A 25,548-nucleotide genomic window follows, 5' to 3' on the forward strand; every position below is an offset into this window, starting at 1 on the left:
TAACAATAAAAAAATGGATAAGGAGAGAAGTATGAAAATATCTGAATTATTCAAAACCGACAAGCCAACCTTGTCTTTTGAATATTTTCCCGCACGGACGGAAAAAAATGCGGAAACACTCGAAAAGACACTCGATGTCTTAACAAGCCTTAATCCGAGTTTTGTTTCGGTCACCTTCGGGGCAGGTGGGTCAACAAGGGAAGGATCTTATGAACTGGTCAAGAAACTGAAGCAGGAGAAAAAGCTCGAAGTTGTTGCCTATCTCGCGGCTTATGGTTTCAGGCTGGACGAAGTGGCTGCAGTGCTGGATGCTTACCAGAACCTTGGGATTGAGAACATCCTGGCACTGCGCGGAGATCTGGGCAAAGACGGAGCGAAGGAAATTCCTGTGGATACCATTCACTACGCTTATGAGCTCGTAACGTTTGCCAAAAAGAATTATAACTTTTGCATAGGGGTAGCAGGATATCCCGAGGGTCATCTTGAGGCACCAAGTTTGGAAAAGGATATCGAATATTTAAGGTATAAGGTGGATCAAGGCGCAGATTTTGTCATTGCCAACTTCTTTCATGACAATATTTACTTCTATCATTTGATGGAGCGCTGCCAAAAGAGCGGCATTACTGTTCCTGTTATTCCCGGCCTGATGCCTGTCTACAGTGTCAAAATGATGGAAATGCTTGCAGCAAACTGCGGGGCCATCATACCGGAACAATTGAAAAAAGGAATTGCTTCATTGCCGGAAGGCGATGCGGATGCCCTAGTGGAATTTGGTATTCAATACGCTGCGGCACAGTGCCAAGAACTCCTCCGAGAAGGAGCCTGCGGCTTGCATTTCTACACGATGGACAGAAGCGAATCAACAGCCGGTATTGTTAAGATCCTGCGAGAGAAGGGCTTGCTGTAGTTGTGATTTTTGAATAGATTTTTTTTATTCTATGCCGAAGATTGATCTTAGGACGAAAGTACTATCCTAAGGTCATTTTTTTATGAAGATCAAGTATTTCTACAATTTTCGCAGGAAGTAAATGGTATAATTACTTTTACTCATTAAGATTTTGAGCCAAATACGAAGGGAGAAGATAACAGATAAATTTTTAGTCAATTTCAACATGAAGATCTGTCTTAACAAAATTGATATTAATAAAAAAATTATGGCTTCACGGCAGTAAAACCATTAATATTTCCTTTCGTGATCTTCTTTTACATCAGGAGGAGGAAATCATTATGAAGATAAGAGTTTGGATCATTGACTGCATGGGGGAAAAAGCCAGACTCTGCCTGTCTGAGGATGACAATACGCCGGAAATATTAGTAGGACCAAAAGTCTTTGAAAATAAAAAAATGCTTGTTGAAGCAATCATCTATTCAAAAAAGGAAGCAAGAAAATACTTATCTAGAAATAAGCTGATGGATCAATAGTTAACAGCTTATTTCCCAAGCAAAAGACTTCGTTTCAAATTAAGCGAAACGAAGTCTTTTGCTTTTTTTATTCCTCTTTACTTCCTCTTTTAGAAAATATCTTTGATGACTTTGAACACAACGCCAACAATTTCGACATGATCAGGTTCCAACGCCCGGTAGCTAGGGTTGGCCGGTTCAAGCGTAATTCTATTATCAACATTGTAAAACCTTTTGCAGGTCACTTCTTCCCCGTTGATCCTGGCTATTACTGTCTGCCCGTTTTGGGCCGTTTGCTGTTTTCTTACCAGCACAAGGTCGCCGTTACTGATATCTAGATCAATCATTGAATCACCTTTAATCTTCAAGGCAAAGACCAATTCATCTTCGCGGACAAACGAACGGGGAACCGGCAAATAATCTTCAATATCTTCGAAAGGAATGGCCGGGGTTCCGGCGGGGACTCGGCCGACGATTGGAACCATAGCAAGATCAGGAATGGTATGCCCGTTATTAAAATTCGGCAGTTCGTTCATCGCAGGGTTTTTGCCCAGCAGACTATCCAGAGAGATCCCGAAGAAATCAGAGACTTTCTGCAGAAATTTATAATCCGGTTCTCTTAAACCAAGTTCATACAAAGACAAAGCTGAACGCGATACCTCCAGGTGTAAGGCCAACTGGTTCTGCGTAATTTTCTTCGTCCGGCGCAAATATTTTAAAGTTTCACCAAAACTCACATCATCACCTCTAAGAAAATATTCTACTCTACAATGAGTAGCAATTCAATAGGACAAAATATAAATAACAACATAAAATTCCAAAAATAGAAGTTGACTGCTACGCAATGTAGCAATATAATTAATATACGCTTTGAATTAAAGCGTAAGGACATTTGGTTGCGGGCAAAAAAGGGGTGTGAGGCTTTGCAAAAATCACAGATGACAGACACGGAGAACATGCTGAAAAATTACTATCGAAGATTGAATGAACTGTGGGTAAAAAAGGCGATTATTGAAAACCTTAGAAAAAATGCTAATGAGATCAGGAATATTTTGCTGGATGTCAACGAACTGGTACCTTCCAGAGGGATTGTTACACAATATATGGCTGTTTCAGGCGGTTGTGTGTACGTTTGCGACAGGTCTGCGCAAAACTATTATGAATTTACTTCATCCGTAGAAAAATTTGAGAAGAGATTAGCCGCGTTACTACACCGCGGTGTCAAACTGAAGAGTCAGATCATCTATCTTGAATCAGCCATTGAAGGGATCACTTATGCCTTAAGTCTACTTGATCCTGTTGACCGAACAATATGTGAGAAGTGTTACGGCCTTAAGGAGCACAGCAATATTCAAATTGCCAAAGAACTTCGGATGGACGAAAAAACGATTCGGTACAGAAGGAAAAAAATTAATCAGAAACTCAATCTTTACCTGCAGGATTGTATGTGTGTGAATCAATAACTAGTACCTGTCAGCCCTGAACCTTATATACCCTGGCGGCAGATTTCTCGTAATACCGCGTTGTCGTCATTATATAATCATTTTAGGGTTGACAAGGTGCTAGACATGCAAAGAGATTTCCGAATTTTTTCCTGGCTTTTGCCGAATTAATCCTTGAAAATAACGTATGCTTGTTACAGTGGAAGTATTCTCCATAAAGAACATACAGGAACAACCGGAGAGGAGAGTGAACATGAACGACACCGCTATGAAAGGTATGGAAGCCGCCTTGCGAAGCTATTACCGGAAATTAGATGAACTGCAGGTCAAGAAAAGAGCTTTGGAAGCGGTGGAAAAGAATGCCGAAGATATCAGAAGAATATTATTGGATGTAAATCAGCTTATTCCTTCGAAAGGAACAGTTTCGAGTTATCGCCCCGTCACGGGAGGAGGAAACGGCTTAGTCTGTGATCCAACTGCGCAAGCTTATGCGGAATTTACACGCTCCATGGAAAAATCGCAAAGGGAGCTTGTGATTTTGCTTGAAAAAAAGATTAGGCTAAAAATGGAGATCATGCATCTGGAATCTTCCATTGAGGGAATTGGTTTTGCGCTGAACTTGCTGGATCCTGTGGAACGGATGATTTGTGAACAGTATTATGGTTTAAAAAGGAAAAGTAATTTACAAATCGGACTGGCGTTGAATATGGACGAAAAGACCATAAGATATCGCCGAAAAAATATTAACCAGAAACTCAACGATTATTTGAAGGTAAAACACCTCGTTAAATCCGGCTAATAGCACAAGAATGAGACAAGCCACATATTATGCATAAGACCTGAGACTTTATGAATATTTATCTAATAAAGGACAGGTCTTATTTTCTTTGGGCTATCGGAAAGGTGGGAAAGCGGATGATGTCTTTAAAGTCAGCAAGAGTATCTTACCCCTATGGTGTCAGAAACAGTGTATATGGTAAAGGTTATCACGAGGGAATTGATTTGGTTTCAGAAAATAGAGCCATATATGCTGCTGTTGCGGGCGCTGTCATTAAGGCAGCCTATGCCGGCGGTCAGGGTGCAGATCCGGAAGGGTGGGGAAATTACGTTATCCTGAGAACCAGGAATGGCAATTACGATCTGATCCATGCCCATCTTGCCTCCGTGAAGGTGACCCGCGGACAGACAGTCAATGAAGGTGCCATTCTCGGTATGATGGGCAGAACAGGGAACACCACCGGCCCTCATCTTCATTTTGAGGTCAGAAGGGCGCCCTGGACAAACAATAACGAAATTAATCCAGCTGTGTTTCTGGGGATAGAGAACAAAGAAGGACCCGTAAAAAGTGTTTCTGCGAATTCAAGTGAGGAGGGGAAAAAGGTGGTTCAAAACATTATTTTATGCAATCCAGGCCCGGATGAAAGAGCAGCAGCTTATCTAGCAGATCATTTAAAGGCACCGGTATGTTACCTCGCAAATGTGACGAAAGAATTCATTGACTGTGCAGAAAAAGTCTATGTGATCGGCAACGATTATCAGGCAGCAGAAAAATCAATCAATATCATCGGTGCGGACCGTTATGATACCTGCCAAAAAGTGCTTGATCTCTGTAAAGCCAAGTAAGGAGGAAGTTATGGATACTATTACGCTGCCCCAGTCTTTTTTTACTCTGCAGGATCTTTCATCACTCGGTGGTACAGTAATCGCTGTCTACGTCATTGTATCTTTTCTGAAAGATTACCTGAAAATATTAGGAAAGAGAATTTCCAAAGACGGGTCAGGGGACTGGATCGTGCGTCCGTCCTCTGTCCTGATTTCCTTCCTGATCATCATTTGGACACTGGTCATTCGGGAAGAGGTTAGTGCCGAAAACATTGGTCTGGCCATCATTAATGCTTTTCTTGTCGCGTTGATCGCCGGAGCGGCCCATGACTATATTGTGGCTCCAACGAAGGAGAAAGCTGTTTTGCAGGCCATGGATAAAGAGAATCTGAAAAATAATCTTGAAAATCAAGGATCATCTGAGGCAAAAAACATATCTAATTCAAATAACATATCTGGATAAAAGGTTTCTAACGGATAAAGTTTTCCGAATTTTTTCCGGTTATTTGCCGATTTTGAAGCAAAATTTCGGGTATGCTGAGTACAGTGAGAATCACACCAAACATAGTTTGGCAACTTAATTGGAACGTCCTTGTAAGGGCGTTTTTATTTTAAGTATCTAAAACGGAGTGCCGGAGACGGCGGGTATGATGCAATCCAGAAGGCAGGGAGGGGCCGGGGGAACTCCGCCGTATTATTCCTTGCGGACGGATACTTATTATCACGAAGACGGCGTGACCGCCAAGGCAATCAAGACCTATCTCCTGACTTACGACCAGGATAATGCTTTGGTCAGCGAGGTGTTGCAATAAGAAAACGAAGGGAGGAAAGGACATGACGGTTGAAAATGAAAAGAGTAAGAAAGGACTTGAAGAAAGATTGAAAGAGCATGAAGAGACGCTTAAAAAGCATGATGAACGGCTGACGATCCTGGAATCTTCCTCGGTGCTGGAATCCAAGCGGCTGGATAGTTTGTGCGAGCAGTTGATGGAGTTTAGCTTTGATATCAAAGAGATGCTTAGCAGTCACGACGAAAGGATCAAAGAGCAGGAGATGGAGTGTGTCAAAAAAGAAAAAGATATTGAAAGTCTCGCCGGTTCGGTGAAAGCAGTCCTGTCCATTCTTCGATGGACTGCTACGACAGTATTCCTCCTGCTTGCAGGCTTTTTTATCTGGTACATTCAAATACGGCCCGCTTAGACCAAGAGCCCGCTTAGGCAGAGGAAGTTTAAGCGGGTATTTTTTTATTAAAATTTTGATAAATAAAAGTATATACAAGTTATTTTTTTAACAAAAAGGAATTGCTTTAATTGCGTCGAATATCCAATTAAAGTATAAATAATTGTTTGAATAAGGGGGGGAATAGAATGGTCTTACTTAAGGGACAAGATGCACTTGAGGCACTCTGCGGCATATTGCCTTACGTTGTGAAGGCTCTTCCTCCTGACATGGCCTTATACGTGACGGATGGGAAAAAGTATCTTCAGGTAGCCGAGGGAGAAGAGCTTAATATTGGTATTGAAGTCGGCAGTGAGATTATGGGAACAGCTACCGAAAAATGTATGAAAGAGAACAGGAAGACCGTGTTTAATGTCCGGACCGGGACACTGTTTCGCGGAGTAAATATACCGATACCTGATGAAAACGGAAGTCCTGTCGGGACGGTGGTATGTGCGACCGGAAGGAAGAAACAACAGGATGTTAATGAGGTAGCTGTACAGCTGTCCAATTATCTGGATCAGATTGCCTCAGCGGTTGAGGAGGTCGCCATGGGTGCCGGGAGACTGGCCGAAGTCGGTCAAGCCCTCTCCGTGAAAGCGCAGGAATCTAATCAGAAAATTGATGAAACTGAAGTCATTATCAACACCATTACAAACATCTCGAATCAGACGAATATGCTTGGCTTAAATGCCGCGATTGAATCGGCCCGGGCCGGGGAACACGGCCGCGGGTTCGGCGTAGTTGCCCAGGAAATCAGGAAGTTAGCCGAAAACAGTAAAAAAGCAGCAGAAGAAGTCCGGCAGATTATTGAGTCGATTTCTTCGGCGGTTACCGACATGACCAATGCAGCTGAAGAATCGGGACAGATCGCCCAGCAGCAGGCTGCGGCCACTCAGGAGAATGCAGCCACGATCGATCACCTGCGGAAACTGGCGGAGACGGTTAAAGATACGGCTGCCAAACTGTAAATAATAACCATGATTGAAAAAACACCTGGTATTACAGATGTCGAGGCGGGCACATTGTGTCGCTCTTCGGACTCTGTTATGCCGGGTTTTCTTTTTTGGATGAAGAAAAGGCAGACAAAAATAGGTTTGTCTGCGCAATTCTTACGGAATCTTATTACTTAAGGTTTATTTTATTAATGATGGCTTTTACTTGAGTTTAATAATCAGTTGACCGGATTTAACCTGCTGGCCTTCGCTGATTAGAATGCTTTCGATTTCTCCGTCCGTTGGGGCCATAATATTCGTCTCCATTTTCATGGCCTCAATGATCAGCATGCTTTGTTTATTGATAATTTTTTCGTTTTCTTTGACAAACACTTTGGAGATGATTCCGGTGATCGATGAGGCGATTTCCTTTGGATTATTCGGGTCTGCCATCAGTGTGACGGAGACCTTTTCTTTTTCTTCAAAGTTCCGGTCAAAGATCCGTACTTCTCTTCTATTACCGTTGATCTCGAAAAGCAGCGTCTTATAGCCTTCTTCATCCACATCGCGGACTTCAACCAGCTTCAAGATCATGGTCTTGCCTTCGTCAAGTTCGATTTCGCTGGTCTCGCCTTCTTTCAATCCGTAGAAAAAGACGTGGCTTTCCAGGTTATAGAGATGCCCGAATTCATCCAGGGATTTGAGGTAATCGCTGTATACTTTCGGATAAAGTGCATAGCTCAGGGCGTTCCGGATATTGGGCTCTATATGGTATTCTTCCTGGAGTTTCTTATTAATTTTTTCAAAATCAATCGATTCGAGGATTTCACCGGGCCGGCAGGTAATTGGATCCTGACCTTTCAGAACAATTTTTTGCAGTTCTTCTGGGAAACCACCCTCCGGCTGGCCTATCATCCCTTTGAAATAGTCGACGACCGAATCGGGAAACGCTAGGTTTTTTCCTTTTCCAAGCAGATTTTCTCTGGTCAGTCCGTTCTGGATCATAAAGATGGCCATATCTCCGACCACTTTGGAGGTAGGGGTAACCTTGACGATGTCACCGAGGATCTGATTGACCTCTATATACATCGCTTTGACTTCATCAAATTTGTGGCCAAGACCAAAACTTTCCACCTGCGGCTTCAGATTGGAATACTGGCCTCCAGGAATCTCATATTTGTATATTTCAGCAGTTCCAGATTTCAGTCCGGATTCAAACTGCTCATAGAACGTTCTGGCTTCACTCCAGTAATTACAGAGCTTTTGGATATCGTCGAGGTCCATTCCCGGATCCATCTTGGTATTGCGGAGTGCAGCGATAATTGAATCCATGGAAGGCTGGCTTGTAGTCCCTGCCATCGGACTGAGCGCCGCATCAACGATATCCACCCCTGCTTCAGCCGCCATCAGAATCGTGGCGACAGCGTTTCCGCTGGTATCATGTGTATGCAGGTGGATCGGAATGGATATTTCCTGCTTCAGGGCCTTGATCAGTTTAGTTGCGGCATAGGGTTTCAGCAGGCCGGACATATCTTTGATGCCAAGTATATGGGCACCCATCTTCTCAATTTCCTTCGCCATCTTCAGGTAATAGTTCAGCGAGTATTTTTCTTTGCTTTCATCGAGGATATCCCCGGTATAGCATAAACATACTTCTGCTATTTTTCCGGTCTTCATCACTTCGTCAAAAGCCACTTCCATACCTTTCAGCCAGTTCAGGCTGTCAAAGATCCTGAAGATATCGATACCTTGCGTTGCGGCTTCCTGGATAAAGGCTCGGATCAGGTTGTCGGGATAGTTCGTATATCCTACGGCATTGGCGCCGCGGATCAGCATCTGGAACGGGATATTTGGGATGAGCTGTCTGAGTTTTTGCAGCCTGCGCCAGGGTGATTCCCGTAAAAAGCGGTAGGCAACATCAAACGTGGCTCCGCCCCACATTTCCATGGAAAACAGATCACTGGCCAGGACGGAAGTTGCTTCGGCAATTGACACAAGATCCTTGGTTCGAACCCGGGTTGCCAGCAGGGACTGGTGCGCGTCCCGGAAGGTCGTGTCGGTCAGCAGTAGTTTGTTCTGGTCTTTGACCCAGGATACGAAGCTGTCAGCGCCGCGCTGCTGCAGGATGTCTCTGATTCCTGTACGTTCGGAAGGCAGTTCTATCTTTGGCACTGGGGCGATGTTATAGTCTTTCTTGGTGCTCTTGACTTCGTTGACAATCTTTTCGCCGATATATTTCAGAAGCTTTGTTTCGTAATCCTTTTTGGGTTTGATGTCAAAAAGCTCCGGCGTATCATCGATAAAATGGGTATCACATTCTCCGCTTAAGAATTTCTCGTGGTTCATGACATTAATAAGGAAGGCTTCGTTGGTCTTGACCCCTTTGACATTCATTTCTTTAACAGAACGGATTGCTTTTTGCGTGGTTCCTTCAAACGTTCTGGCCCAGGAGATAATTTTAACGAGCAGGCTGTCATAGTAAGGTGAGATGTTCGCGCCGGTGTAGCCATTCCCGCCGTCGAGCCGGATGCCGAAACCGGAACTCGTCCGGTATACGTCAATTTTCCCTGTATCCGGCATAAAGTTTGAGAGCGGATCTTCCGTGGTAATTCTGCACTGGATCGAGTATCCGCGCGGAACAACCGATTCCTGGGACGAAATTCCGATTTCTTTCGAATTTAGCGGGTAGCCCTGAGCGACCAGAATTTGGCTTTGAACAATATCGATCCCTGTCGTCATCTCAGTGATTGTGTGCTCGACTTGAATCCGGGGATTCATTTCAATAAAATAGTGGTTGCCATGCTTGTCAACCAGAAACTCCGCAGTGCCTGCATTAACATAATTGACAGCTCTGGAAAGTTTAAGCGCATCCTGGTACAGGCGATCTCTGACTTCCTGGGGAATCGAAAAAGCCGGCGTGAATTCGAGAATTTTCTGATGGCGGCGCTGCACGGAGCAGTCCCGCTCATACAGATGAACGATATTGCCGTACTTGTCGGCCAGAATTTGGACTTCAATGTGTTTAGGTCTTTCTAGGTATTTCTCAATGAAAATATCTTCAATACCAAAAGCCTTCTTAGCCTCTGTTCTGGCATTATTAAATTCACGCTCCAGGTCCTTTTCACTGTAGACGACGCGCATTCCTCTTCCGCCGCCGCCTGCTGCCGCTTTCAGAATCACGGGATATCCATATTTCTCGGCAAAGACCACAGCTTCGTCCACGGAAGTCATCGGTTTGTCCACGCCGGGAATGACAGGAACGCCTACGCTTTGAGCCAGCAGTTTGGATTTGATTTTATCCCCGAGATTTTCGAGTGTATGAACAGACGGTCCGATATAAACAATACCGGCTTCCTCACACTTTTCCGCGAATTCCGGGTTTTCTGATAAGAAGCCATAGCCGGGATGAATGGCGTCAACGCCCTTTTTTAAGGCGAGGTTAATAATTTCACCAATGCTTAAATATACTTCGATCGGTTTCTTTTTCTCACCAATCAGGTAGGATTCATCCGCTTTTGCTCTGAACAAGGCATATTTGTCTTCCTCCGAGTAAATAGCAACGGTTCTGATCCCAAGCTCTTTGCAGGCCCGAAAAACCCTGATCGCAATTTCTCCCCTGTTTGCGACCAGCACTTTATTAAAATTCTGTATTTTCATTTGGTATCTCCTTTGGTCTTGAAATCAATCATCTTATTCCTACTATTATAAGGCATTGAGGGTGCGGTAAAAAGTCCTTCAGAAAAAAAATACCGGAATACAGAATTAATTGTACAAATAATCCAAGTTTTCACCAATATGATTTTGTTAAAATAGCAGAAATTCTTTGCAACGCAAACGGATACGCCAATTGTCAGATCTTAAGCATGAGGGTTTTGTTTATTTCTTTTGCTTTTCGCTTTGCTGTGCTTCTTGCAAAGACTTTTGAAGTGCAGCAATATTGGCCAGCGTGATTTTCCCTTTAATTTGCACAAGCTGCGTATTTTGTTCCTGGACCACCTTTTCAAGCTCCAGAATGGACATGTCCAGCTTGCCGGAATCATCCTGCTGTTTTCCTTCCAGCGCGTTATTCAGCATGGCCCAGGATGATTTAAGTTCTTTGATGGCGACTGATGCTTTTCCCCAGTCTTTAGACTCAGCGAATAAAATGGTGCTTCGGCTGAAATAGATGATATTCTTAATTTCGGGAGAAATATTGGTTTTATAAAGCGCGTAAACATTTGGAATCTTTGCGTATAGGGCGTTTAAGGCCAGCATGATTTTCATTTTATCTTTGGTCGTCACGGATTCTGTAAGATTATTCAGGGAATTGCTAAAATCCTCAGTAAGTTTTTTGGGAGCGCCTTTTTTATTAATTTCGGGCATAATCTCATTCCATAGATAATGGAGTTTGTTAATTTCGAGTGCTGCCTGCTGGAACGGATCAGCAACCTGATTCGTATTTGTTTGCCCGGAGGAACTCTTACCCGACTGCTCTTTCTGCTGGCTGCCCCCTTCGGTTTGATTCTGGCCGTTCGTTTGGCTCTGACTGCTGCCTGCTTGATTCTGCTCACCGGTTTGAGTTTGTTCACTCTGACCGTTTGCTTCTCCTGAAACAAGGGACGGCCCTTTTAATACGCCGAAGATCTTTTCGATTGATGCCTCGACGTCTTCAAGCTGTTTAGGAATTGCTTCGGACTTTTCGGATTTTTCGGGCTGCTTGCCTGTAATTTTATTCATCATGCTGCATCCCGGAAAAAACAATAAAGAAATGATAAAAAAGCAGATTAATCTTGTAGACCAATTCCTACTTTTTATTGTAAAATATCCCATATAAATACTTCCTTTGTTACTTTTTTCTGTTATTATTTGCAGTTTCTTGCTTCTTATTCTTAAGAAACTTATTGAATTAATGCCAAAGTTCTGAAATAATGGAAAGGAATATATAAAAACTGTTTACACAAGTGAGCATATTTTTGAACACTATCGGCATTTGTGGAAAGAGGTAGAAAAAATGGGATTCAGTAAGTCAATTATTCAGTCGACGATGATTAAGATAACTCTGCTCATCTTCGGGATCATGGTTATTTTATACTTTTTTATCGCAAATATTTATTGGGATGAAGAAGTATTAAAGAAAGAGTTTGAACTGATGAGTGCAGCGTCAGTTTTAGAAAATAAGATCCAAGCGCACTATACGGACATCAAGCTTTACGAAGATGATCGCAATCTTTCTGACGAAGAAAAGATAACAGAAATGAATGCGTTGCTCGGCCAGGATGTTGCCGATCTTTCCGCGAAGTACTCCAATATTCGCATGGGCTATTTTGACAAGGAAATGGATCAGAATATTATTTTTGCACCTAGTGTGGAATCCGTTGTTAAGGATCAGCTTAATGCCGAGTTCTTCCGGCTTTTTCAATCTGGGAATGCAGAATTTATCAATGAAGCGGGCGTTATTGACTGGAACGGCCAAGGCATTATTGCGGTTGCTGTACCGCTGTATTACCAGAATACAGTGATTGGTTACACCTGGGCCGAAATAGGGACCGATAATATCTTTTATCTGTCATCGTTCAAATATGCTAAAGTGCTGGTCCCAAGCATTATTCTCTGGATCATTGTGCTGGCCATTATTAAAAAGAATATTGTCAGAATCAAGGCTTCATTAGAGTCATTTGCCCATACAATTAAAAGCAACAGTCTGGAAAGCGTGGAGGACCTGGAAAGGCTGCCGGAACTCCAACCGGTATTTGAAGAGATCAGAAATCACCTGGAAAGCTTGTATCAATTGAATGTTGAATTGGAAAGCTCCAATGATAAGCTCCTGACCATCATGGAAGGCATTGGCGATGGATTCTTCGCGTTGGACAAGGAGTGGTGCTTTACCTATGTCAATAAAGAGATGAAGAAAAACATGGGACACGATCGTGAAGACCTGATTGGAAGAAATATTTGGGACGTTTACAGTGTATTAGCTGATTCTGCAACGCGTGTCAACCTGAGACAGGCTTTAGAAGAGAATATATCCCTGCATTGGGAGGAATATATCTCTCCGGAAAATAAATATTTCCAGTATCATGCCTACCCGTTTAAACAAGGCCTCACAGTTTTTGTCAGGAATATCACTGAGCTGAAACAAAGAGACAAGGAAATGCAGCGCCTGGAGCGGCTCAACCTGATCGGACAAATGGCGGCAGGGATCAGCCACGAAGTCAGAAATCCGCTGAGTACGGTCAGGGGCTTTCTGCAACTGCTGGAGGGCCAGTCTGATTCGGAACTTAAGATAGAATACATGGATCTGATGATTACGGAGATTGACAGAGCCAATGAGATTCTTACCGATTTTCTATCTGTGGCCAAAGTTAGTGCTGAAGGAACAAAAGAGGAGAATATCAACAACATTATCAACAGGTTGTATCCGATGCTGCAGGCTGATGCGCATAGTTCAGACAAAGAGCTGCTCTTGGAATTAATGGATATTCCAAGCATTGATCTCAATGAATCAGAGATTAAACAACTTATCCTTAATTTAGTCCGAAATGCTCTGGAAGAGACTGCTACGAAGGGAAAGGTCTACATCAAAACGTACCGGGTTCAGGAAGGGGTCGTTCTGGCAATCCAAGATCATGGCAAAGGAATTCCTCAGAGTGTTCAGGATACCTTGGGTACACCGTTCGTTACGACGAAAGAGAATGGGACAGGCTTAGGCCTTGCGATTTCTTTAGGTATTGTACGCAGACACCAAGCCAGGCTTGAATTTCTGACAGGGGAGGAGGGGACTACGTTTTTTATAACTTTCCCGCTTAATAATTATAGCAGTAATGAAAATGAGCAGATCTAATGATTGAACTGCCAGACTAGAAAAAACTATAGGACTTATGAAATATTTTTAAGATTATTAAAGGAAAAATGCCAAAACTGTAGAAACTAAATACATATAATGCCAAAGGAGGAAATCGATGAAGATTCCAATAATAGCACTCATTTTGCAAGGAATACCGGAACAGATCGCTGTTGTTACTTTAGCCTATGTTATTGCGGGTATGCCTTTTGCATGGAAAAAAATTGTTTCCATGGGGATAATTTTGGCTTTGACCTCTTATTTACTTCGATTTTTTCCAATCCTGTTTGGTTTACACACTGTGATTATGTTGGTCCTTTTATTTATTCTTTTGTTTTTTGGGGCAAGAGTAATTTTTATGCTGGTTTGGTTGCAAGCCTTCTTGGCTTTTTAGCCTTAATTATTAGTGAGACAGTTTGTTTGTCTTTGTTAATGCCATTATTTCACGTTTCAGCTGAGATGCTAAACACAGATGTTGGATTAAGGATACTGATTACTTTACCTCAAATATTTGTTTTATTCATAGCGAGTTTAATTATTTTAAAAATAAAAAAAGGTGTTAAAAGATAGGTATACCAGGAGGGAAGAAAATGGATCTCTCTCAAATCAGTGAGCGTATTTCCCGTAATCTGACAGCTGAATTAGATTTTGATGACGATAAAAAAGAGATCATTGCTTATGGTATTGAGTCACTTGTTTTAACAGTGTTGGGTTTTTTGGCAATAATGGGAATGGCCTTTCTTTTTAAAGCCTTGGTACCCACGGTCATCGCTGCTGTTTTCGGGGGATTTCTACGGAGAGTATCCGGTGGGGCTCATTTCGACACGCCGCTAAAGTGCCTGGCTTTTGGGGCGGTAGTTTATTCTATTCTTGGTGTTATTGCCAAGGAAATTGTTAACTACGGTTTCCAGAGCTCCGGTTTTCTCCTGGCCTTTTTACTGTTTTCTTTGGCCCTAGTTGCTATTCTTGCCCCGGTGGACTGTGAGGCCAAACCTATTCACTCTCAAAATTTCAGAAGAAAACTTAAGATTATTTCCATAGGTTTTGTTATCCTGACGATTGGTGTAGTGTTAGTCAGTCATAACTTCCTGGTGAATACCAGTGCAGTATTGGGGATCGTTTTCCAGACGATGACCCTTCTGCCTGTATTTAATAAAAAAAGGGGGATAACAACATGAAAAAAATTCTCTACACACTGATGGCGTCCATGCTTGTACTTCTCGCTACTGCAAGTTCTGTATTTGCCTGTGGTTATTGGGCTTATCAGCCAAAGACACCAAAGTCACTGCAAAAATAAAAAAATGAGGCGGGTTTCCCGCCTCATTTTTTATCCTTACAATTTTTGACGCTTGTAACAGAATAAATCTTCAGTGGGAGTGTAAGAAATGTCTTTAAGAATTCGGGAACCGGTCAATTCAATGTCCCATATGCTCGGAGCTGTACTTTCGCTCTCCGGGCTGGTTCTGCTTCTGCTGCGGTCGCTGGAACACGACAGTATGGCCTATTTAGGTTCTGCCCTAGTCTTTGGGGGGAGTCTTATTCTGCTTTATTCTGCTTCGATGATCTATCACTGGGTAGTCTCCAGCGCACAGGTCATCCGTACGCTGCGGAAAATCGATCATTGTATGATCTATGTTCTGATCGCGGGTACATATACCCCGATTTGTCTGATCACATTGCAGGGTGCGCTGGGAATGGGCTTGCTGATCGGGGTCTGGACGCTGGCCGTTTTAGGGATCGTCCTGAAGCTTGTCTGGTTCAATGCTCCTCGCTGGTTATATACCGCTTTCTATTTGCTTCTGGGCTGGATTGCCATATTTTTTATTTACCCAATTTCTCTGGCTATTCCTGGCCAGGGCTTATTCCTTCTAATCTTAGGAGGACTGTTATATTCTGTAGGATCGGTCTTTTATGCTGTGAAACCTCAGTGGATCAGGTTGGGGAAGTTTGGGTTCCATGAAATATTTCATCTTTTTATCTTAGCAGGGAGTATTGTGCATTATTTTTTTATTTACCGGTATGTTATGGGTTAACACAATCATAGAGGGAGTAAAGACGCATGAGATTTCTTAGATTCAAGGATGCGGAAAACCAGGTCAGGTACGGCGTATTGACAGGTCAGATGATCCGCTATGTCAAAGGGGATATTTTTGGAGTTTATGAGGCAACGGACCAGATATGTTCGCTGGAAGATGTGCAGCTTCTGGCACCTGTTGAACCGTCCAAGGTATTATGTATCGGATTGAATTACCAGGATCATGCGATTGAATTTGGCAAGCCCATTCCTGCGGAACCTTTGCTGTTTCTTAAGCCTTCTACGAGTGTAATCGGGCCTGAAGAGAATATTGTCTATCCGCCTCAAACGCAAAACCTGCATTATGAAGCGGAGCTGGCAATCGTAATTGGCAAAAAAAGCAAAAAATGTGGCGCAAAGCAAAGCCGTTGAATATATCTTTGGTTATACGGTCGGGAACGATGTGACTGCCAGGGATATTCAGCATAAAGACGGTCAATGGTCAAGAGCAAAAGGTTTTGATACATTTTGTCCGCTGGGACCGTGGATTGAGACCGATGTTGCCGATCCTGACAACTTGGCCGTCAAGCTTACCCTGAACGGAGAAGTACGCCAGAAATCCAACACAAAGAACCTGGTTTTCAGATGCTTTGAGCTTGTGGAATATCTGTCGGCAATCATGACTTTGCTGCCCGGTGACGTTATTTTGACCGGAACACCTGGCGGAATTGGAGCAATGAATCCTGGAGATAGGGTAGAAGCTGATATTGAGAAGATCGGTGTGTTAAGAAATTATGTAATATAAATAACTATACTAAGTTAATAATTGTAATTATTATAAATAACTGTTGCATAATCATATCGGATCGTTTAAAATCTTTTTAGGTCCTCAAAATATAAGATCAATTCATATGGAATACTTTCTGATGTTTTACATGCATTTTAGAGTTGACTAAGTACAAGGGCCAGTCTAATCAGAGAGGAGTTATGGGATGAAAGATTTAAAAGGTTCAAAGACAGAAAAGAACTTAATGGAGGCTTTTGCCGGAGAATCACAGGCGAGAAACAAATATACCTATTTCGCATCTGCCGCTAAAAAAGAGGGTTACGAGCAGATTGCCGCCATCTTCTTAGAAACAGCAGAAAATGAAAAAGAACATGCGAAGATTTGGTTTAAGAAGCTCCAGGGGATTGGCTGCACGACAGAAAATCTTGTTGCAGCTGCCGCAGGGGAAAGAGAAGAATGGACCAGTATGTACGCCAGAATGGCGCAAGAGGCCAGAGAAGAAGGATTTGGAGACATTGCCGCATTATTCGAAGGCGTTGGGAAAATAGAAAAAGAACATGAGGAAAGGTACAAGCAGCTGCTGTCGAATCTTCAGAACAAGGAGATATTTGCCAAAAAGCAAAATACGACCTGGAAATGCCGTAATTGCGGACATATTCATGTCGGGACTGAAGCACCTGAGACCTGCCCGGTCTGCGATCATCCGCAAGCGTACTTTGAAGTGATTGCACAGAACTATTAATTGTTGTAGCTGTAACTAAATTCAGTATTATGGAAGGCGTCACAATTGTGACGTTTTTCTTATTTCTGGGACAGTGTAGATTTACACGGATACTTCGCGAACACGTTTTCGCAGCATAACAGCCCAGTGAACTGTTATGGAAAAAATCCTCGCTAATATTCCAAGACCTCTGGGCTTTCAGCAAGTTAACCTATGATACCAGTCTGGGGCCACAGTCCCGCTGTGAGCGGAGTACGATACGAAGCGAGGCTTTTTGTATTGTGCCATCCGTGGTACGCGGCTATTGTGGCCCTCAGACTTACCCAAACATAATGGTATTGTAATCACACGGCTTTAAACGCTTCTTCTTTATTTTCCTTTTCCTTGAGTTTATGATAGAGCGCAGGATACAATTCCTCAATGCACTCGGGGCAAATGGTATGGGTGAATTCAGAGCCGGTTTGCTGGAATAGGTATTCCTCAATCGTGATCCAGCTTTCTTCCTCGGTATTAATTTTTTTGCAGCTTGAACACATCGGGATAAGCTGATTCATAGAATCGTAGGCTTCCTTCATACGGGTATAGGTCAAACTGTTGTTGATGGCCATACCGATGTAGGTTCCTACCATTTCGAGGTAAAGAATCATATCAAGATAAAACGGCGCTGACTTGCACAACAACTGAATCAGACCGATACAGTTATCCCTGGCCATGATACGAATCAAAGCCACAGATTTAAAGCCAGCCGCAATACAATGTTTATCCTTGGTTTTAAGGACCGAAGGCAGATCATTGGCCCAGAAGCTTCCCTGAGAAGTGAAAAAAGGAATGTTCCTGTCTGCTTTTCCCTGGATAACATCCATGCAGATACACTTTGTAGACCAGAATTCATCCTGAGAAAGCTTCAGGATTTTGAGTTCAGGGTTTACGGAACACAGGGGTGGTTCTTCAGAAATCTGCATCTCAGGCAGGCCTTCACAGGCATAAAAGGGATAATCTTTGCCATCATATATGCGAATACCGATAGCGTCACAATTAGTGATCTGCTTTAAATGCTTCATAACCGCAATGATTGAGTCTTTCAAATTGATATAATTATTCAGTTCGGAGAGTATTTTTTTTGTCATAATTTCTCTGTCAAGAATCTTTAATAATTCGCTTACCTGGGTTTTCGACATAAATGATACCTCCTTTTCGACTCCATATTGGTATCTTTATCTTATTACAAAAGGTGTAAATAATTTAGTATAATTTGTAAAATTGTAAAAAACAATAAAAGAAAGGAGATAGGCAGTCGAAGCAGTCGAAACTTATATCATACCTGTTCTGACAAAACTTTTGAAATTGATATCTGAAGCCTTTTGCTTAAGTCAAAAGTAGCGTTTCTTACTCGGTGCAGATCTCGATAAATTTGGCGTTGACGCCGGGAATTGAGTTCAAATCACCGGCAAAGGATTCCGACTCTTCGGGAGTGCCGGAAAGCTGAAGAATGATTAGCCCTGAGTCCGAACATACATTACCGGCCTCATGAAGACCCAGTCTCACGGTGATCATACAACCATATTTTGTCAAGACGCCCTGTACTTCGGCAGCATTTTTTGCCCTGTGGTTAACAGCTATAGCCATAAGCTTAAAACAAGACATTTGTTCAGCCTCCTTTGTCATAGAAAAATAGAGTTCTCCATTATATTTGAAGATATATTCTTGGAAGGCGTAATGATTTCCTTCTTTCACATGAACGATTTAACCGAATGACCAAAGTAATTTTGATTTATAATAATTATCAATAAGTATGCTGTTGAAAAAATAATAGAAATATTATAAACTAGGTGTTAAGAGAAAATAACAAATCAATAAAATGTGAATTCTTGGAAGTGGATATCAAGACAAAGATATGAGGTGATTTCTATAAAAGCAATTCAAATTAAGGAAAATGTCTACTGGGTAGGTGGAATTGACTGGAACATCAGAAATTTTCATGGGTATCTGACCCAAAGGGGGAGTACATATAATGCTTATCTGATCATTGATGAGAAGATTACGTTAATTGACACGGTAAAGCATTACCTATTTGACGAAATGCTGGAACGGATTTCGGATGTGATTGATCCGGCAGATATTGATTACGTTATTTCCAATCATGTTGAGCAGGACCATTCAGGAAGCTTGCCGGAAATTATGGAGATTGCCACTAAGGCAACCCTGGTCACATCCCCCAATGGGGAAAAGGGGCTCAAGGCACATTTCCGGGAAGATTGGAACTATCGGATTGTCAAATCAGGAGATGTCCTGAATATCGGCAAGAGGAATCTAACTTTTGTCCAGACCCCAATGGTACACTGGCCGGATAATATGGTGACCTACCTTGAGGAAGATAAAATTCTGTTCTCGAATGATGCTTTCGGCCAGCATATTGCTTCAACCGAGAGATTTGATGATGAGCTCCCGCTCGGGGTTATCCTGGAAGAAGCCAGGAAATATTACGCGAATATTGTCCTGCCGTACGGCGGTCAGGTTCAAAAAGCTTTAGGAACCTTAGGCGGACTGGATGTCGAGGTAATTGCGACCAGCCATGGGCTGATCTGGCGCTCCAACATCCCGGCAATTCTCAACGAATATCAAAAATGGTCCACGAATGCCACGGAAAAAAAGGTTGTGATTGTCTATGACACGATGTGGAACGCAACGGAGATTATTGCGGAGAGCATCAGCGATGCATTTGAGAAAAAGGGCTATAACGTCCGGTTCATGGATCTAAAAAATAACCATATTTCAGATATTATGACTGAAGTGATCACAGCAAAATATATCTGCGTCGGCTCACCGACTCTGAATAATAACCTGATGCCAAGTGTAGCCAGTTTCTTAACCTATCTGAAGGGTCTGGCTCCGAAGGACAGAATTGGACTGGCTTTCGGTTCTTATGGCTGGAGCGGCCAGAGTATCGGACAAGTCGAGCAGTATCTGAAGGACTGCGGTTTTGAAACCCTGGAAAATATCAGGATTCAATACATTCCGGAAGAGGATCAACTGGAAGAAATGAAAGAGAAGTTGGAGGGAAATATCCTATGACGAATTTAAGAGAGATCTACAAGTGCAACGTCTGTGGCAATGTTGTGGAGATTGTTCACACAGGGGCTCCAGCCTTGGTATGCTGTGGCCAGCCCATGGAAAAGCTTGAGGGACGTTCGGAAGATATGGGTTTGGAAAAACACCTTCCGATAGTTCAGCCAACAGAAAAGGGCATCAAAGTAACGGTTGGCAGTATTGAGCACCCCATGGAAGAAAAACATTTTATTCAGTTTATCGAAGTTCTGACCGCAGATAAAGTCTGCCGTGTAGAGCTTAAACCTGGTCAGAAGCCTGAGGCTTCTTTCCCAGTAGATATCGCAGCCGTTCTCGAGGTCAGGGAATACTGCAATCTGCATGGGCTCTGGAAAACAAAATAGACCTACGGTTTATTATTCTTAATAGTTGATGATGTGATCATAGGAGAGGGATGGTATAATAAAGACTGAGATTACCATCTCTTTTTTGTTTCAGTTGATCAAATTGAAAATAAATTGTACACTTATGAATTTTTCGGAATGATATTTTGTTTTTACGAGACTTTAACAATTTGAGAAAAAGCCTGTATTTGGGCCTTTATTTTTATAAGTTGAGTGTCGGATACTTCTGGCACGCATCTTGCAATAATTCTCTGGTGAGAATTTAAATTCATTTTCATTTATATATAGAGGAGGTAGACAATGTTAATTAACTACGCAGGGATCGCAGTAATTTTAGCGTGGGGAATTGTATTCCCAGTAATTCTGCTGGTGGTTCAGAGGCTGCTCTGTCCTAGCAATCCAACCAAGGCAAAATTGTTGACTTACGAGTGTGGCCTTGATACCCAGGGGGATACGTGGATTCGTTTTAAAATTAGTTACTTTATGTATGCTTTAATTTTTGTGGTTTTTGATGTTGAAACAATTTTCCTCTATCCTTGGGCCATGTTGTTCCAAAATTTGGGCTTGTTTGCCATTGTTGAGATGGTGATCTTTATTGCAATTCTCATCCTTGGATTTGCCTATGCCTGGAAGGAAGGTGCTCTGGAATGGATGTAGTCAAGAAAAACTATAAAGTTGAAGTGCCGGAATATGAGATGCCAAACAATATTATCATGTGCAAGATCGAAGATGCGTTAAACTGGTGCCGCTCCCGGTCCTTCTGGCCGCTGACGTTCGGTTTGGCCTGCTGTGCGTTTGAAATGATGGCGGCTGGAGATGCCCGCTATGACATCGCGCGTTTCGGGTCCGAAGTATTCAGACCTTCGCCGCGTCAGTGCGACCTTCTGATTATCGCGGGGACAGTCACGAAAAAAATGGAACCGATTGTTGCCCGACTGTATGAACAAATGGCCGAACCGAAATACGTGCTGGCAATGGGCAGTTGCGCAATCAGCGGCGGTCCGTTCAAAGACTCCTATAGTGTTGTGAAAGGAGCCGATACGTTCTTGCCGGTAGATGTCTACGTACCGGGCTGTCCGCCGAGACCCGAAGCACTGTTCTACGGACTTCTCGAGCTGCGGAAAAAAGTGACGAATCCCAGAAAGTTCGCTGAGAACAACAAGGAGAGGATCATGCAGAATGGATAAGAAGATGGATCGTCAAGCACTGGTTGCCTTCCTTAATGAGAAGATGGATGCTCAAGCAGAAGTCTTTGAGGACAATACGGAAGGTTCCATAAAAGTATCCCGCTTGAAGCTTGTGGAGACCATGCAGGAACTTAGGGAAAATCCACAGTACAAATTCGATGTTCTGATGAATCTAAGCTCTGTGGATTATCCGGAAAACTTCACGGTGATCTATCACCTGTTTTCGATTGAGCATAAGCACTATTTGACTGTTAAAGTGGAAATAACCAAAGAGAATCCCTGCTGGGTACCGTCGGTCAGTTCCGTCTGGAAAGCGGCTCAGGTACACGAAAGGGAAGTTTTCGATTTGATGGGGATTCTATTTAATGATCATCCTGATCTCAGAAGGATTCTGCTGCCGGAGGACTTTGCCGGACATCCTTTGCGCAAAGATTTTACGCAGCAGGCTGATTAAACACCAAAATGCGAAACAGAATTTGAGGTGTAAGAATGAATGACATAAGAACCCAGGAGATGAACTTAAACTTTGGTCCTCAGCACCCCAGTACGCACGGGGTGTATCGCGGAGTGTTCACAATGGAGGGCGAATATATCACCAAGTGCGTGAACCATATCGGTTATCTTCATCGCGGCATTGAAAAAATGGCGGAGTCCCGTACCTATACCCAGTTTATTCCGTACAACGGACGGTTGGACTATGTTTCAGGCATGTTGAATGAAGAGGCTTATGTCCGTACGGTGGAAAAATTGATGGGTATTTCCGATCAGGTTCCCGAACGGGCCGAATATATCCGGGTGATTATGGCTGAACTTCAGCGTATCGCCAGCCACTTGGTGTTTTATTCCTCGATGGCGCTGGACATGGCCGGTTTCACACCTTGGACCTACGGGTTCCGCGAGAGAGACACGATTTTGGATTTATTTGAAATGGCAGCCGGCAGCCGCATGATGCCGAATTATATGCGGTTTGGTGGCGTTGCAGCGGATCTAAACGAAGAATTTATGCCTGCCCTGCGCAAATTGCTCGATATCATGCCTAAATGCATGGAAGAGTACCACGGTATATTAACCGGCAATGAGATCTTCCAGGCCCGTACAAAGGGGGTTGCCTCGCTTTCCCGCGAAAAAGCTTTGAATTACGGGATATCCGGTCCTTCGGCCAGGGCTTCAGGCATTGATTATGATCTGCGTCGGGACGAGCCATATGGGATCTATGACCGTTTTAAATTCAATGTGCCGGTCCGTCAGACTGGGGACACGTTTGATCGTTATATCGTTCGTATGGACGAGATGGCTGAAAGCGTCAAAATTCTGGAACAGGCTTATAGAGAACTTCCGGAAGGTCCGGTTTTGGCCAAGGTCCCGAAAATAATTAAACCTCCTGCCGGAGAAGTCTATCACCGTATCGAGCATTCCAAAGGGCATCTTGGTTTCCATATTGTGAGTGACGGTACAGCCAAACCTTACCGTTTAAGGATTTGTTCTCCCTGTTTTGTAAATGTGGCAGTTTTTGAAGAAATGGCTGTCGGTTTGCATCTGCAGGATGCAGTCGTTGCCTTTGCTTCCTTAGACATTGTGTTGGGAGAAATTGATCGCTAACAGACAGAAACAAGAATTCAGAAGATGGAGGAAAATATGGTACTATTTCTTGTTTGGGTCGATATGTTCAGACAGTGGCTTGTTGGGATTGGAATACCGGCATTGCCTGCTGAAATATTGATTAAAACCATTCTGGTTTTAATTGTCATTATCTTTGTGCTAACGAACCTGATTGTTCTGGTCTGGCTGGAACGTAAGTTTGCTGCTTTTTACGCTGACCGCGTTGGCCCCAACCGCCTTGGACCTGCAGGTTTTCTGCAGTTCCCAGTTGATATTGTCAAAATGCTCGGGAAAGAGGATATCATTCCCGAAAACGTGGACAGACCGGTATTTAAGATTGCCAGTATCTGCGCATTCCTTACAGCAATTATGGGCTGGGCCGTTATTCCTCTCGGCAAAGGTATGATCCTGGAAGATTTGAATGTCGGACTATTGTACTTTATTGCGATCGGTTCTACAGGAACGATTGCCTTTGTCATGGCCGGTTTTGCTTCCAATAATAAATACGCGCTGCTCGGCGGCATGAGAACGGCTGCTCAGATGATCAGCTATGAAATTCCGCTGGCCTTTTCTTTGCTCGGCATCGTCATGATCACCGGAAGCTTAAGCCTTACCGAGATTGTCGATGCCCAGAAAAACGTCTGGTTTATCTTCCCACAGATTCTCGCCTTCTTCGCTTATTTTGTTTGTTCCATCGCGGAAACAAACCGTGGACCGTTCGACTTGGCGGAAGGGGAGCAGGAGTTGGTTGCGGGATATTTCGTTGAGTATTCGGGTATCCGCTATGCGTTGTTTATGGTCGCTGAATATACCCATCTGGTTGCGGTCTCGGCGATTGCAGCGGTTGTGTTCCTCGGCGGCTGGAATGCACCGTTTGGCTTGACCTTCATACCGGGATTCATCTGGATGATGTTTAAAATTTACTTGATGATTTTCCTGTTCATGTGGGTCAGATGGACATTTGTCAGGGTAAAGGTCGAGCATTTGATGCATATTGGCTGGAAATTCCTGATTCCGCTTACGTTATTCAATATTGTGATCACCGGCATTGGCGTTTACGTCTACCGGATGATTGCAGGTTAAGGTGGTGAAATCGTGTACGGACAAGGACTTTTAAAAGGCTTAAGAATATCAATCAGACACTTTTTTAAGAAGAAAGTCACGGAGATGTACCCGGAGCAAAAGCCTAACCTGCCGAAGCGCTCCCGGGGATGGTTTGAACTGACCCCGGATAAATGTACGGCATGCGGACTTTGCGTCAACGCTTGTCCCAACGGGATTATCTCCATTGAAAGCTATAAGGATGAGAACAACAAAAGAAAGCTGGTTCAGTATCGTATGCTGATGGAAAGCTGTATTTTCTGCGGGTTTTGTGTTGAGGCCTGTCCTCAAGATGCTTTGTACAATACGCAAGCTTTTGAACAGACGGTCTTCTTCCGGGAAGATCTTAACAGAATCCTCTATAAAGCCGAGCCTCAGTCGGTTCAGGCTGAAAGGAGTGAAGCGTGATGGGCTTTACAGTGATGTTTTACGTAATTGCCATCGTTACCCTCGGTTCGGCACTTATGATGGTCATCAGCAAAAATATCTTTCACAGTGCGCTTTTAATGCTGGTAGCATTCTTGGGTATTTCGGGGGTTTTTGTTCTGCTGCATGCTGATTTTCTGGCCGCCACCCAGGTTCTGATTTATGCCGGGGCGATTACGATCTTTGTTGTTTTCGCGATCATGTTTACCATGCGCGGGGATATGAAAACGACAAACTTGTTCTCCAGGAACCTGATTCCGGGAGCGCTGCTCTCGCTGATCATGATCGTCGTGAATGCAGTCATGGTGCTGACAACGAAGTGGCCGCTGAAGGCTACGACAGCTCCGGAGTCAACAGCGAAGGAAATTGCTAATCTGATGCTGACAAAATACGTCGTTGCGTTTGAAGTGACCGCAGTACTGTTGCTGGTGGCCATGCTCGGCGCGATTGTTATCGTGAAAGAGGTGAAAAAGTCCTCATGAGTAGTATCATCGACTTTTTATTCAATATTGGATTGCCGCATTTTCTGATTCTTAGCGGAACTCTTTTCTTCATCGGGCTTTTCAGTGTTCTGGCCAAAAGAAACCTGATTGCGATCCTCATGGGAATGGAAATCATGCTGAGTTCAGTCAACATCAACCTTGTTGCATTTAACAGATATACCACCGCTCCGGCTCTGCACGGCCACGTCTTCGCGCTTTTTGTGATCGCCTTGGCAGCAGCGGAAGTATCGGTAGGCTTGGCCTTGATTATCTCTGTCTACCGCCAGCACAAGTCAGTTGAAGCGGATGATATCGATTCAATGAAATGGTAGTCTTAATTCAAGATAAAGGCAGGTGTAATTTA

At 43.4% G+C, this 25,548-nt stretch carries 30 protein-coding genes and 1 pseudogene; 26 read left to right on the forward strand and 5 right to left on the reverse strand.

What is annotated here, in order from left to right; genetic code table 11:
- Positions 1–31: 31 nt before the first annotated feature.
- On the forward strand, positions 32–907 hold the full coding sequence (locus DEHRE_RS04145; RefSeq protein ID WP_025205337.1) for a methylenetetrahydrofolate reductase: 876 nt from the start codon (positions 32–34) through the stop codon (positions 905–907).
- Between the two features lie 320 nt (positions 908–1,227).
- Positions 1,228–1,422 (forward strand): hypothetical protein, encoded by a 195-nt coding sequence (locus tag DEHRE_RS04150; protein ID WP_025205338.1) that lies wholly within the window; start codon positions 1,228–1,230, stop codon positions 1,420–1,422.
- A gap of 89 nt (positions 1,423–1,511) precedes the next feature.
- On the opposite strand, the gene lexA is transcribed toward DEHRE_RS04150, so the two are convergent.
- Positions 1,512–2,138, reverse strand: coding sequence for a transcriptional repressor LexA (lexA, locus tag DEHRE_RS04155; protein WP_025205339.1), 627 nt, complete (start codon positions 2,136–2,138; stop codon positions 1,512–1,514).
- Positions 2,139–2,324: 186 nt separating this feature from the next.
- Between lexA and DEHRE_RS04160 the strand changes: the two genes are divergently transcribed.
- The 7 genes from DEHRE_RS04160 (at position 2,325) to DEHRE_RS04185 (ending at position 6,634) form a co-directional block, all read left to right on the forward strand.
- Positions 2,325–2,864: a hypothetical protein gene (locus DEHRE_RS04160; protein WP_025205340.1), complete on the forward strand. Its 540-nt coding sequence runs from the start codon at positions 2,325–2,327 to the stop codon at positions 2,862–2,864.
- A gap of 232 nt (positions 2,865–3,096) precedes the next feature.
- On the forward strand, positions 3,097–3,642 hold the full coding sequence (locus tag DEHRE_RS04165) for a hypothetical protein (protein WP_025205341.1): 546 nt from the start codon (positions 3,097–3,099) through the stop codon (positions 3,640–3,642).
- A 116-nt stretch (positions 3,643–3,758) separates the two neighbouring features.
- Entirely contained in the window at positions 3,759–4,466 is a 708-nt protein-coding gene (locus DEHRE_RS04170; RefSeq protein WP_025205342.1) for a M23 family metallopeptidase, read from the forward strand.
- A 10-nt stretch (positions 4,467–4,476) separates the two neighbouring features.
- On the forward strand, positions 4,477–4,908 hold the full coding sequence (locus DEHRE_RS04175) for a hypothetical protein (protein WP_025205343.1): 432 nt from the start codon (positions 4,477–4,479) through the stop codon (positions 4,906–4,908).
- A 184-nt stretch (positions 4,909–5,092) separates the two neighbouring features.
- On the forward strand, positions 5,093–5,257 hold the full coding sequence (locus DEHRE_RS14765; protein ID WP_019225098.1) for a hypothetical protein: 165 nt from the start codon (positions 5,093–5,095) through the stop codon (positions 5,255–5,257).
- Between the two features lie 22 nt (positions 5,258–5,279).
- On the forward strand, positions 5,280–5,645 hold the full coding sequence (locus tag DEHRE_RS04180) for a hypothetical protein (protein WP_019225099.1): 366 nt from the start codon (positions 5,280–5,282) through the stop codon (positions 5,643–5,645).
- A gap of 167 nt (positions 5,646–5,812) precedes the next feature.
- Positions 5,813–6,634 (forward strand): methyl-accepting chemotaxis protein, encoded by an 822-nt coding sequence (locus DEHRE_RS04185; protein WP_025205344.1) that lies wholly within the window; start codon positions 5,813–5,815, stop codon positions 6,632–6,634.
- A gap of 186 nt (positions 6,635–6,820) precedes the next feature.
- Here the strand turns inward: DEHRE_RS04185 and DEHRE_RS04190 are convergent, their stop codons facing one another.
- Both DEHRE_RS04190 and DEHRE_RS04195 read right to left on the reverse strand, forming a co-directional pair.
- The gene (locus DEHRE_RS04190; RefSeq protein ID WP_019225102.1) at positions 6,821–10,255 is read right to left on the reverse strand and encodes a pyruvate carboxylase; all 3,435 of its coding nucleotides are present in this window, start codon (positions 10,253–10,255) and stop codon (positions 6,821–6,823) included.
- 219 nt (positions 10,256–10,474) lie between these two features.
- Positions 10,475–11,317, reverse strand: a complete 843-nt coding sequence (locus DEHRE_RS04195; protein WP_025205345.1) for a hypothetical protein — start codon at positions 11,315–11,317, stop codon at positions 10,475–10,477.
- A 271-nt stretch (positions 11,318–11,588) separates the two neighbouring features.
- Here DEHRE_RS04195 and DEHRE_RS04200 point away from each other — a divergent pair, with 271 nt between their 5' ends.
- The 7 genes and pseudogenes from DEHRE_RS04200 to rbr all read left to right on the forward strand — a co-directional run bounded on the left by DEHRE_RS04200 (position 11,589) and on the right by rbr (position 16,961).
- Positions 11,589–13,418, forward strand: coding sequence for a two-component system sensor histidine kinase NtrB (locus DEHRE_RS04200; protein WP_019225104.1), 1,830 nt, complete (start codon positions 11,589–11,591; stop codon positions 13,416–13,418).
- Between the two features lie 118 nt (positions 13,419–13,536).
- Positions 13,537–13,812 (forward strand): hypothetical protein, encoded by a 276-nt coding sequence (locus tag DEHRE_RS15195; RefSeq protein ID WP_242837037.1) that lies wholly within the window; start codon positions 13,537–13,539, stop codon positions 13,810–13,812.
- A gap of 196 nt (positions 13,813–14,008) precedes the next feature.
- Positions 14,009–14,596 (forward strand): accessory gene regulator ArgB-like protein, encoded by a 588-nt coding sequence (locus tag DEHRE_RS04210; protein WP_019225106.1) that lies wholly within the window; start codon positions 14,009–14,011, stop codon positions 14,594–14,596.
- Positions 14,593–14,715: a cyclic lactone autoinducer peptide gene (locus DEHRE_RS14335; RefSeq protein WP_019225107.1), complete on the forward strand. Its 123-nt coding sequence runs from the start codon at positions 14,593–14,595 to the stop codon at positions 14,713–14,715. The genes DEHRE_RS04210 and DEHRE_RS14335 overlap by 4 nt, the downstream gene beginning before the upstream one ends.
- An 88-nt stretch (positions 14,716–14,803) precedes the next feature.
- Positions 14,804–15,451, forward strand: a complete 648-nt coding sequence (gene trhA, locus DEHRE_RS04215; protein ID WP_019225108.1) for a PAQR family membrane homeostasis protein TrhA — start codon at positions 14,804–14,806, stop codon at positions 15,449–15,451.
- Positions 15,452–15,477: 26 nt separating this feature from the next.
- A pseudogene (locus DEHRE_RS04220) lies at positions 15,478–16,237 on the forward strand (fumarylacetoacetate hydrolase family protein).
- A 187-nt stretch (positions 16,238–16,424) separates the two neighbouring features.
- A complete protein-coding gene (rbr, locus tag DEHRE_RS04225; protein ID WP_019225110.1) occupies positions 16,425–16,961 on the forward strand; it encodes a rubrerythrin in 537 nt (178 codons plus the stop codon).
- A 323-nt stretch (positions 16,962–17,284) separates the two neighbouring features.
- On the opposite strand, the gene DEHRE_RS04230 is transcribed toward rbr, so the two are convergent.
- Positions 17,285–18,118: a GAF domain-containing protein gene (locus tag DEHRE_RS04230; protein WP_025205346.1), complete on the reverse strand. Its 834-nt coding sequence runs from the start codon at positions 18,116–18,118 to the stop codon at positions 17,285–17,287.
- Between the two features lie 208 nt (positions 18,119–18,326).
- Positions 18,327–18,584, reverse strand: coding sequence for a CPF_0552 family protein (locus tag DEHRE_RS04235; RefSeq protein WP_019225112.1), 258 nt, complete (start codon positions 18,582–18,584; stop codon positions 18,327–18,329).
- A 255-nt stretch (positions 18,585–18,839) separates the two neighbouring features.
- On the opposite strand from DEHRE_RS04235, the gene DEHRE_RS04240 reads away from it, so the two are divergent.
- The 10 genes from DEHRE_RS04240 (at position 18,840) to nuoK (ending at position 25,516) form a co-directional block, all read left to right on the forward strand.
- The gene (locus tag DEHRE_RS04240; protein ID WP_019225113.1) at positions 18,840–20,012 is read left to right on the forward strand and encodes an FprA family A-type flavoprotein; all 1,173 of its coding nucleotides are present in this window, start codon (positions 18,840–18,842) and stop codon (positions 20,010–20,012) included.
- A complete protein-coding gene (locus DEHRE_RS04245; protein ID WP_019225114.1) occupies positions 20,009–20,389 on the forward strand; it encodes a desulfoferrodoxin in 381 nt (126 codons plus the stop codon). The genes DEHRE_RS04240 and DEHRE_RS04245 overlap by 4 nt, the downstream gene beginning before the upstream one ends.
- A gap of 300 nt (positions 20,390–20,689) precedes the next feature.
- Positions 20,690–21,046, forward strand: coding sequence for an NADH-quinone oxidoreductase subunit A (locus DEHRE_RS04250; protein ID WP_019225115.1), 357 nt, complete (start codon positions 20,690–20,692; stop codon positions 21,044–21,046).
- A complete protein-coding gene (locus tag DEHRE_RS04255; RefSeq protein ID WP_019225116.1) occupies positions 21,037–21,576 on the forward strand; it encodes an NADH-quinone oxidoreductase subunit B in 540 nt (179 codons plus the stop codon). The genes DEHRE_RS04250 and DEHRE_RS04255 overlap by 10 nt, the downstream gene beginning before the upstream one ends.
- A complete protein-coding gene (locus DEHRE_RS04260; RefSeq protein WP_019225117.1) occupies positions 21,569–22,030 on the forward strand; it encodes an NADH-quinone oxidoreductase subunit C in 462 nt (153 codons plus the stop codon). Before DEHRE_RS04255 ends, DEHRE_RS04260 begins: the two co-directional genes overlap by 8 nt.
- Positions 22,031–22,065: 35 nt before the next feature.
- The gene (locus DEHRE_RS04265) at positions 22,066–23,175 is read left to right on the forward strand and encodes an NADH-quinone oxidoreductase subunit D (protein WP_025205348.1); all 1,110 of its coding nucleotides are present in this window, start codon (positions 22,066–22,068) and stop codon (positions 23,173–23,175) included.
- 36 nt (positions 23,176–23,211) lie between these two features.
- Positions 23,212–24,258: an NADH-quinone oxidoreductase subunit NuoH gene (nuoH, locus tag DEHRE_RS04270; RefSeq protein WP_019225119.1), complete on the forward strand. Its 1,047-nt coding sequence runs from the start codon at positions 23,212–23,214 to the stop codon at positions 24,256–24,258.
- A 12-nt stretch (positions 24,259–24,270) separates the two neighbouring features.
- Complete coding sequence (locus tag DEHRE_RS04275; RefSeq protein ID WP_019225120.1) at positions 24,271–24,684, forward strand: NuoI/complex I 23 kDa subunit family protein; 414 nt, start codon at positions 24,271–24,273, stop codon at positions 24,682–24,684.
- Positions 24,684–25,184, forward strand: coding sequence for an NADH-quinone oxidoreductase subunit J family protein (locus DEHRE_RS04280; protein ID WP_019225121.1), 501 nt, complete (start codon positions 24,684–24,686; stop codon positions 25,182–25,184). Before DEHRE_RS04275 ends, DEHRE_RS04280 begins: the two co-directional genes overlap by 1 nt.
- The gene (gene nuoK, locus DEHRE_RS04285) at positions 25,181–25,516 is read left to right on the forward strand and encodes an NADH-quinone oxidoreductase subunit NuoK (RefSeq protein ID WP_019225122.1); all 336 of its coding nucleotides are present in this window, start codon (positions 25,181–25,183) and stop codon (positions 25,514–25,516) included. The genes DEHRE_RS04280 and nuoK overlap by 4 nt, the downstream gene beginning before the upstream one ends.
- Positions 25,517–25,548 lie beyond the last annotated feature (32 nt).

It is taken from the genome of Dehalobacter restrictus DSM 9455, assembly GCF_000512895.1.
Taxonomy (GTDB): Bacteria; Bacillota; Desulfitobacteriia; order Desulfitobacteriales; family Syntrophobotulaceae; genus Dehalobacter; species Dehalobacter restrictus.

Bases quoted from the DNA above. Each gene is read 5' to 3' on its own strand.
- DEHRE_RS04145 (WP_025205337.1), top strand. From the start codon at position 32: ATGAAAATATCTGAATTATTCAAAACCGACAAGCCAACCTTGTCTTTT.
- DEHRE_RS04150 (WP_025205338.1), top strand. From the start codon at position 1,228: ATGAAGATAAGAGTTTGGATCATTGACTGCATGGGGGAAAAAGCCAGA.
- DEHRE_RS04165 (WP_025205341.1), top strand. From the start codon at position 3,097: ATGAACGACACCGCTATGAAAGGTATGGAAGCCGCCTTGCGAAGCTAT.
- DEHRE_RS04170 (WP_025205342.1), top strand. From the start codon at position 3,759: ATGATGTCTTTAAAGTCAGCAAGAGTATCTTACCCCTATGGTGTCAGA.
- DEHRE_RS04175 (WP_025205343.1), top strand. From the start codon at position 4,477: ATGGATACTATTACGCTGCCCCAGTCTTTTTTTACTCTGCAGGATCTT.
- DEHRE_RS14765 (WP_019225098.1), top strand. From the start codon at position 5,093: ATGATGCAATCCAGAAGGCAGGGAGGGGCCGGGGGAACTCCGCCGTAT.
- DEHRE_RS04180 (WP_019225099.1), top strand. From the start codon at position 5,280: ATGACGGTTGAAAATGAAAAGAGTAAGAAAGGACTTGAAGAAAGATTG.
- DEHRE_RS04185 (WP_025205344.1), top strand. From the start codon at position 5,813: ATGGTCTTACTTAAGGGACAAGATGCACTTGAGGCACTCTGCGGCATA.
- DEHRE_RS04190 (WP_019225102.1), bottom strand. From the start codon at position 10,255: ATGAAAATACAGAATTTTAATAAAGTGCTGGTCGCAAACAGGGGAGAA.
- DEHRE_RS04195 (WP_025205345.1), bottom strand. From the start codon at position 11,317: ATGATGAATAAAATTACAGGCAAGCAGCCCGAAAAATCCGAAAAGTCC.
- DEHRE_RS04200 (WP_019225104.1), top strand. From the start codon at position 11,589: ATGGGATTCAGTAAGTCAATTATTCAGTCGACGATGATTAAGATAACT.
- DEHRE_RS15195 (WP_242837037.1), top strand. From the start codon at position 13,537: ATGAAGATTCCAATAATAGCACTCATTTTGCAAGGAATACCGGAACAG.
- DEHRE_RS04210 (WP_019225106.1), top strand. From the start codon at position 14,009: ATGGATCTCTCTCAAATCAGTGAGCGTATTTCCCGTAATCTGACAGCT.
- DEHRE_RS14335 (WP_019225107.1), top strand. From the start codon at position 14,593: ATGAAAAAAATTCTCTACACACTGATGGCGTCCATGCTTGTACTTCTC.
- trhA (WP_019225108.1), top strand. From the start codon at position 14,804: ATGTCTTTAAGAATTCGGGAACCGGTCAATTCAATGTCCCATATGCTC.
- rbr (WP_019225110.1), top strand. From the start codon at position 16,425: ATGAAAGATTTAAAAGGTTCAAAGACAGAAAAGAACTTAATGGAGGCT.
- DEHRE_RS04230 (WP_025205346.1), bottom strand. From the start codon at position 18,118: ATGTCGAAAACCCAGGTAAGCGAATTATTAAAGATTCTTGACAGAGAA.
- DEHRE_RS04235 (WP_019225112.1), bottom strand. From the start codon at position 18,584: ATGTCTTGTTTTAAGCTTATGGCTATAGCTGTTAACCACAGGGCAAAA.
- DEHRE_RS04245 (WP_019225114.1), top strand. From the start codon at position 20,009: ATGACGAATTTAAGAGAGATCTACAAGTGCAACGTCTGTGGCAATGTT.
- DEHRE_RS04250 (WP_019225115.1), top strand. From the start codon at position 20,690: ATGTTAATTAACTACGCAGGGATCGCAGTAATTTTAGCGTGGGGAATT.
- DEHRE_RS04255 (WP_019225116.1), top strand. From the start codon at position 21,037: ATGGATGTAGTCAAGAAAAACTATAAAGTTGAAGTGCCGGAATATGAG.
- DEHRE_RS04260 (WP_019225117.1), top strand. From the start codon at position 21,569: ATGGATAAGAAGATGGATCGTCAAGCACTGGTTGCCTTCCTTAATGAG.
- DEHRE_RS04265 (WP_025205348.1), top strand. From the start codon at position 22,066: ATGAATGACATAAGAACCCAGGAGATGAACTTAAACTTTGGTCCTCAG.
- nuoH (WP_019225119.1), top strand. From the start codon at position 23,212: ATGGTACTATTTCTTGTTTGGGTCGATATGTTCAGACAGTGGCTTGTT.
- DEHRE_RS04280 (WP_019225121.1), top strand. From the start codon at position 24,684: ATGGGCTTTACAGTGATGTTTTACGTAATTGCCATCGTTACCCTCGGT.
- nuoK (WP_019225122.1), top strand. From the start codon at position 25,181: ATGAGTAGTATCATCGACTTTTTATTCAATATTGGATTGCCGCATTTT.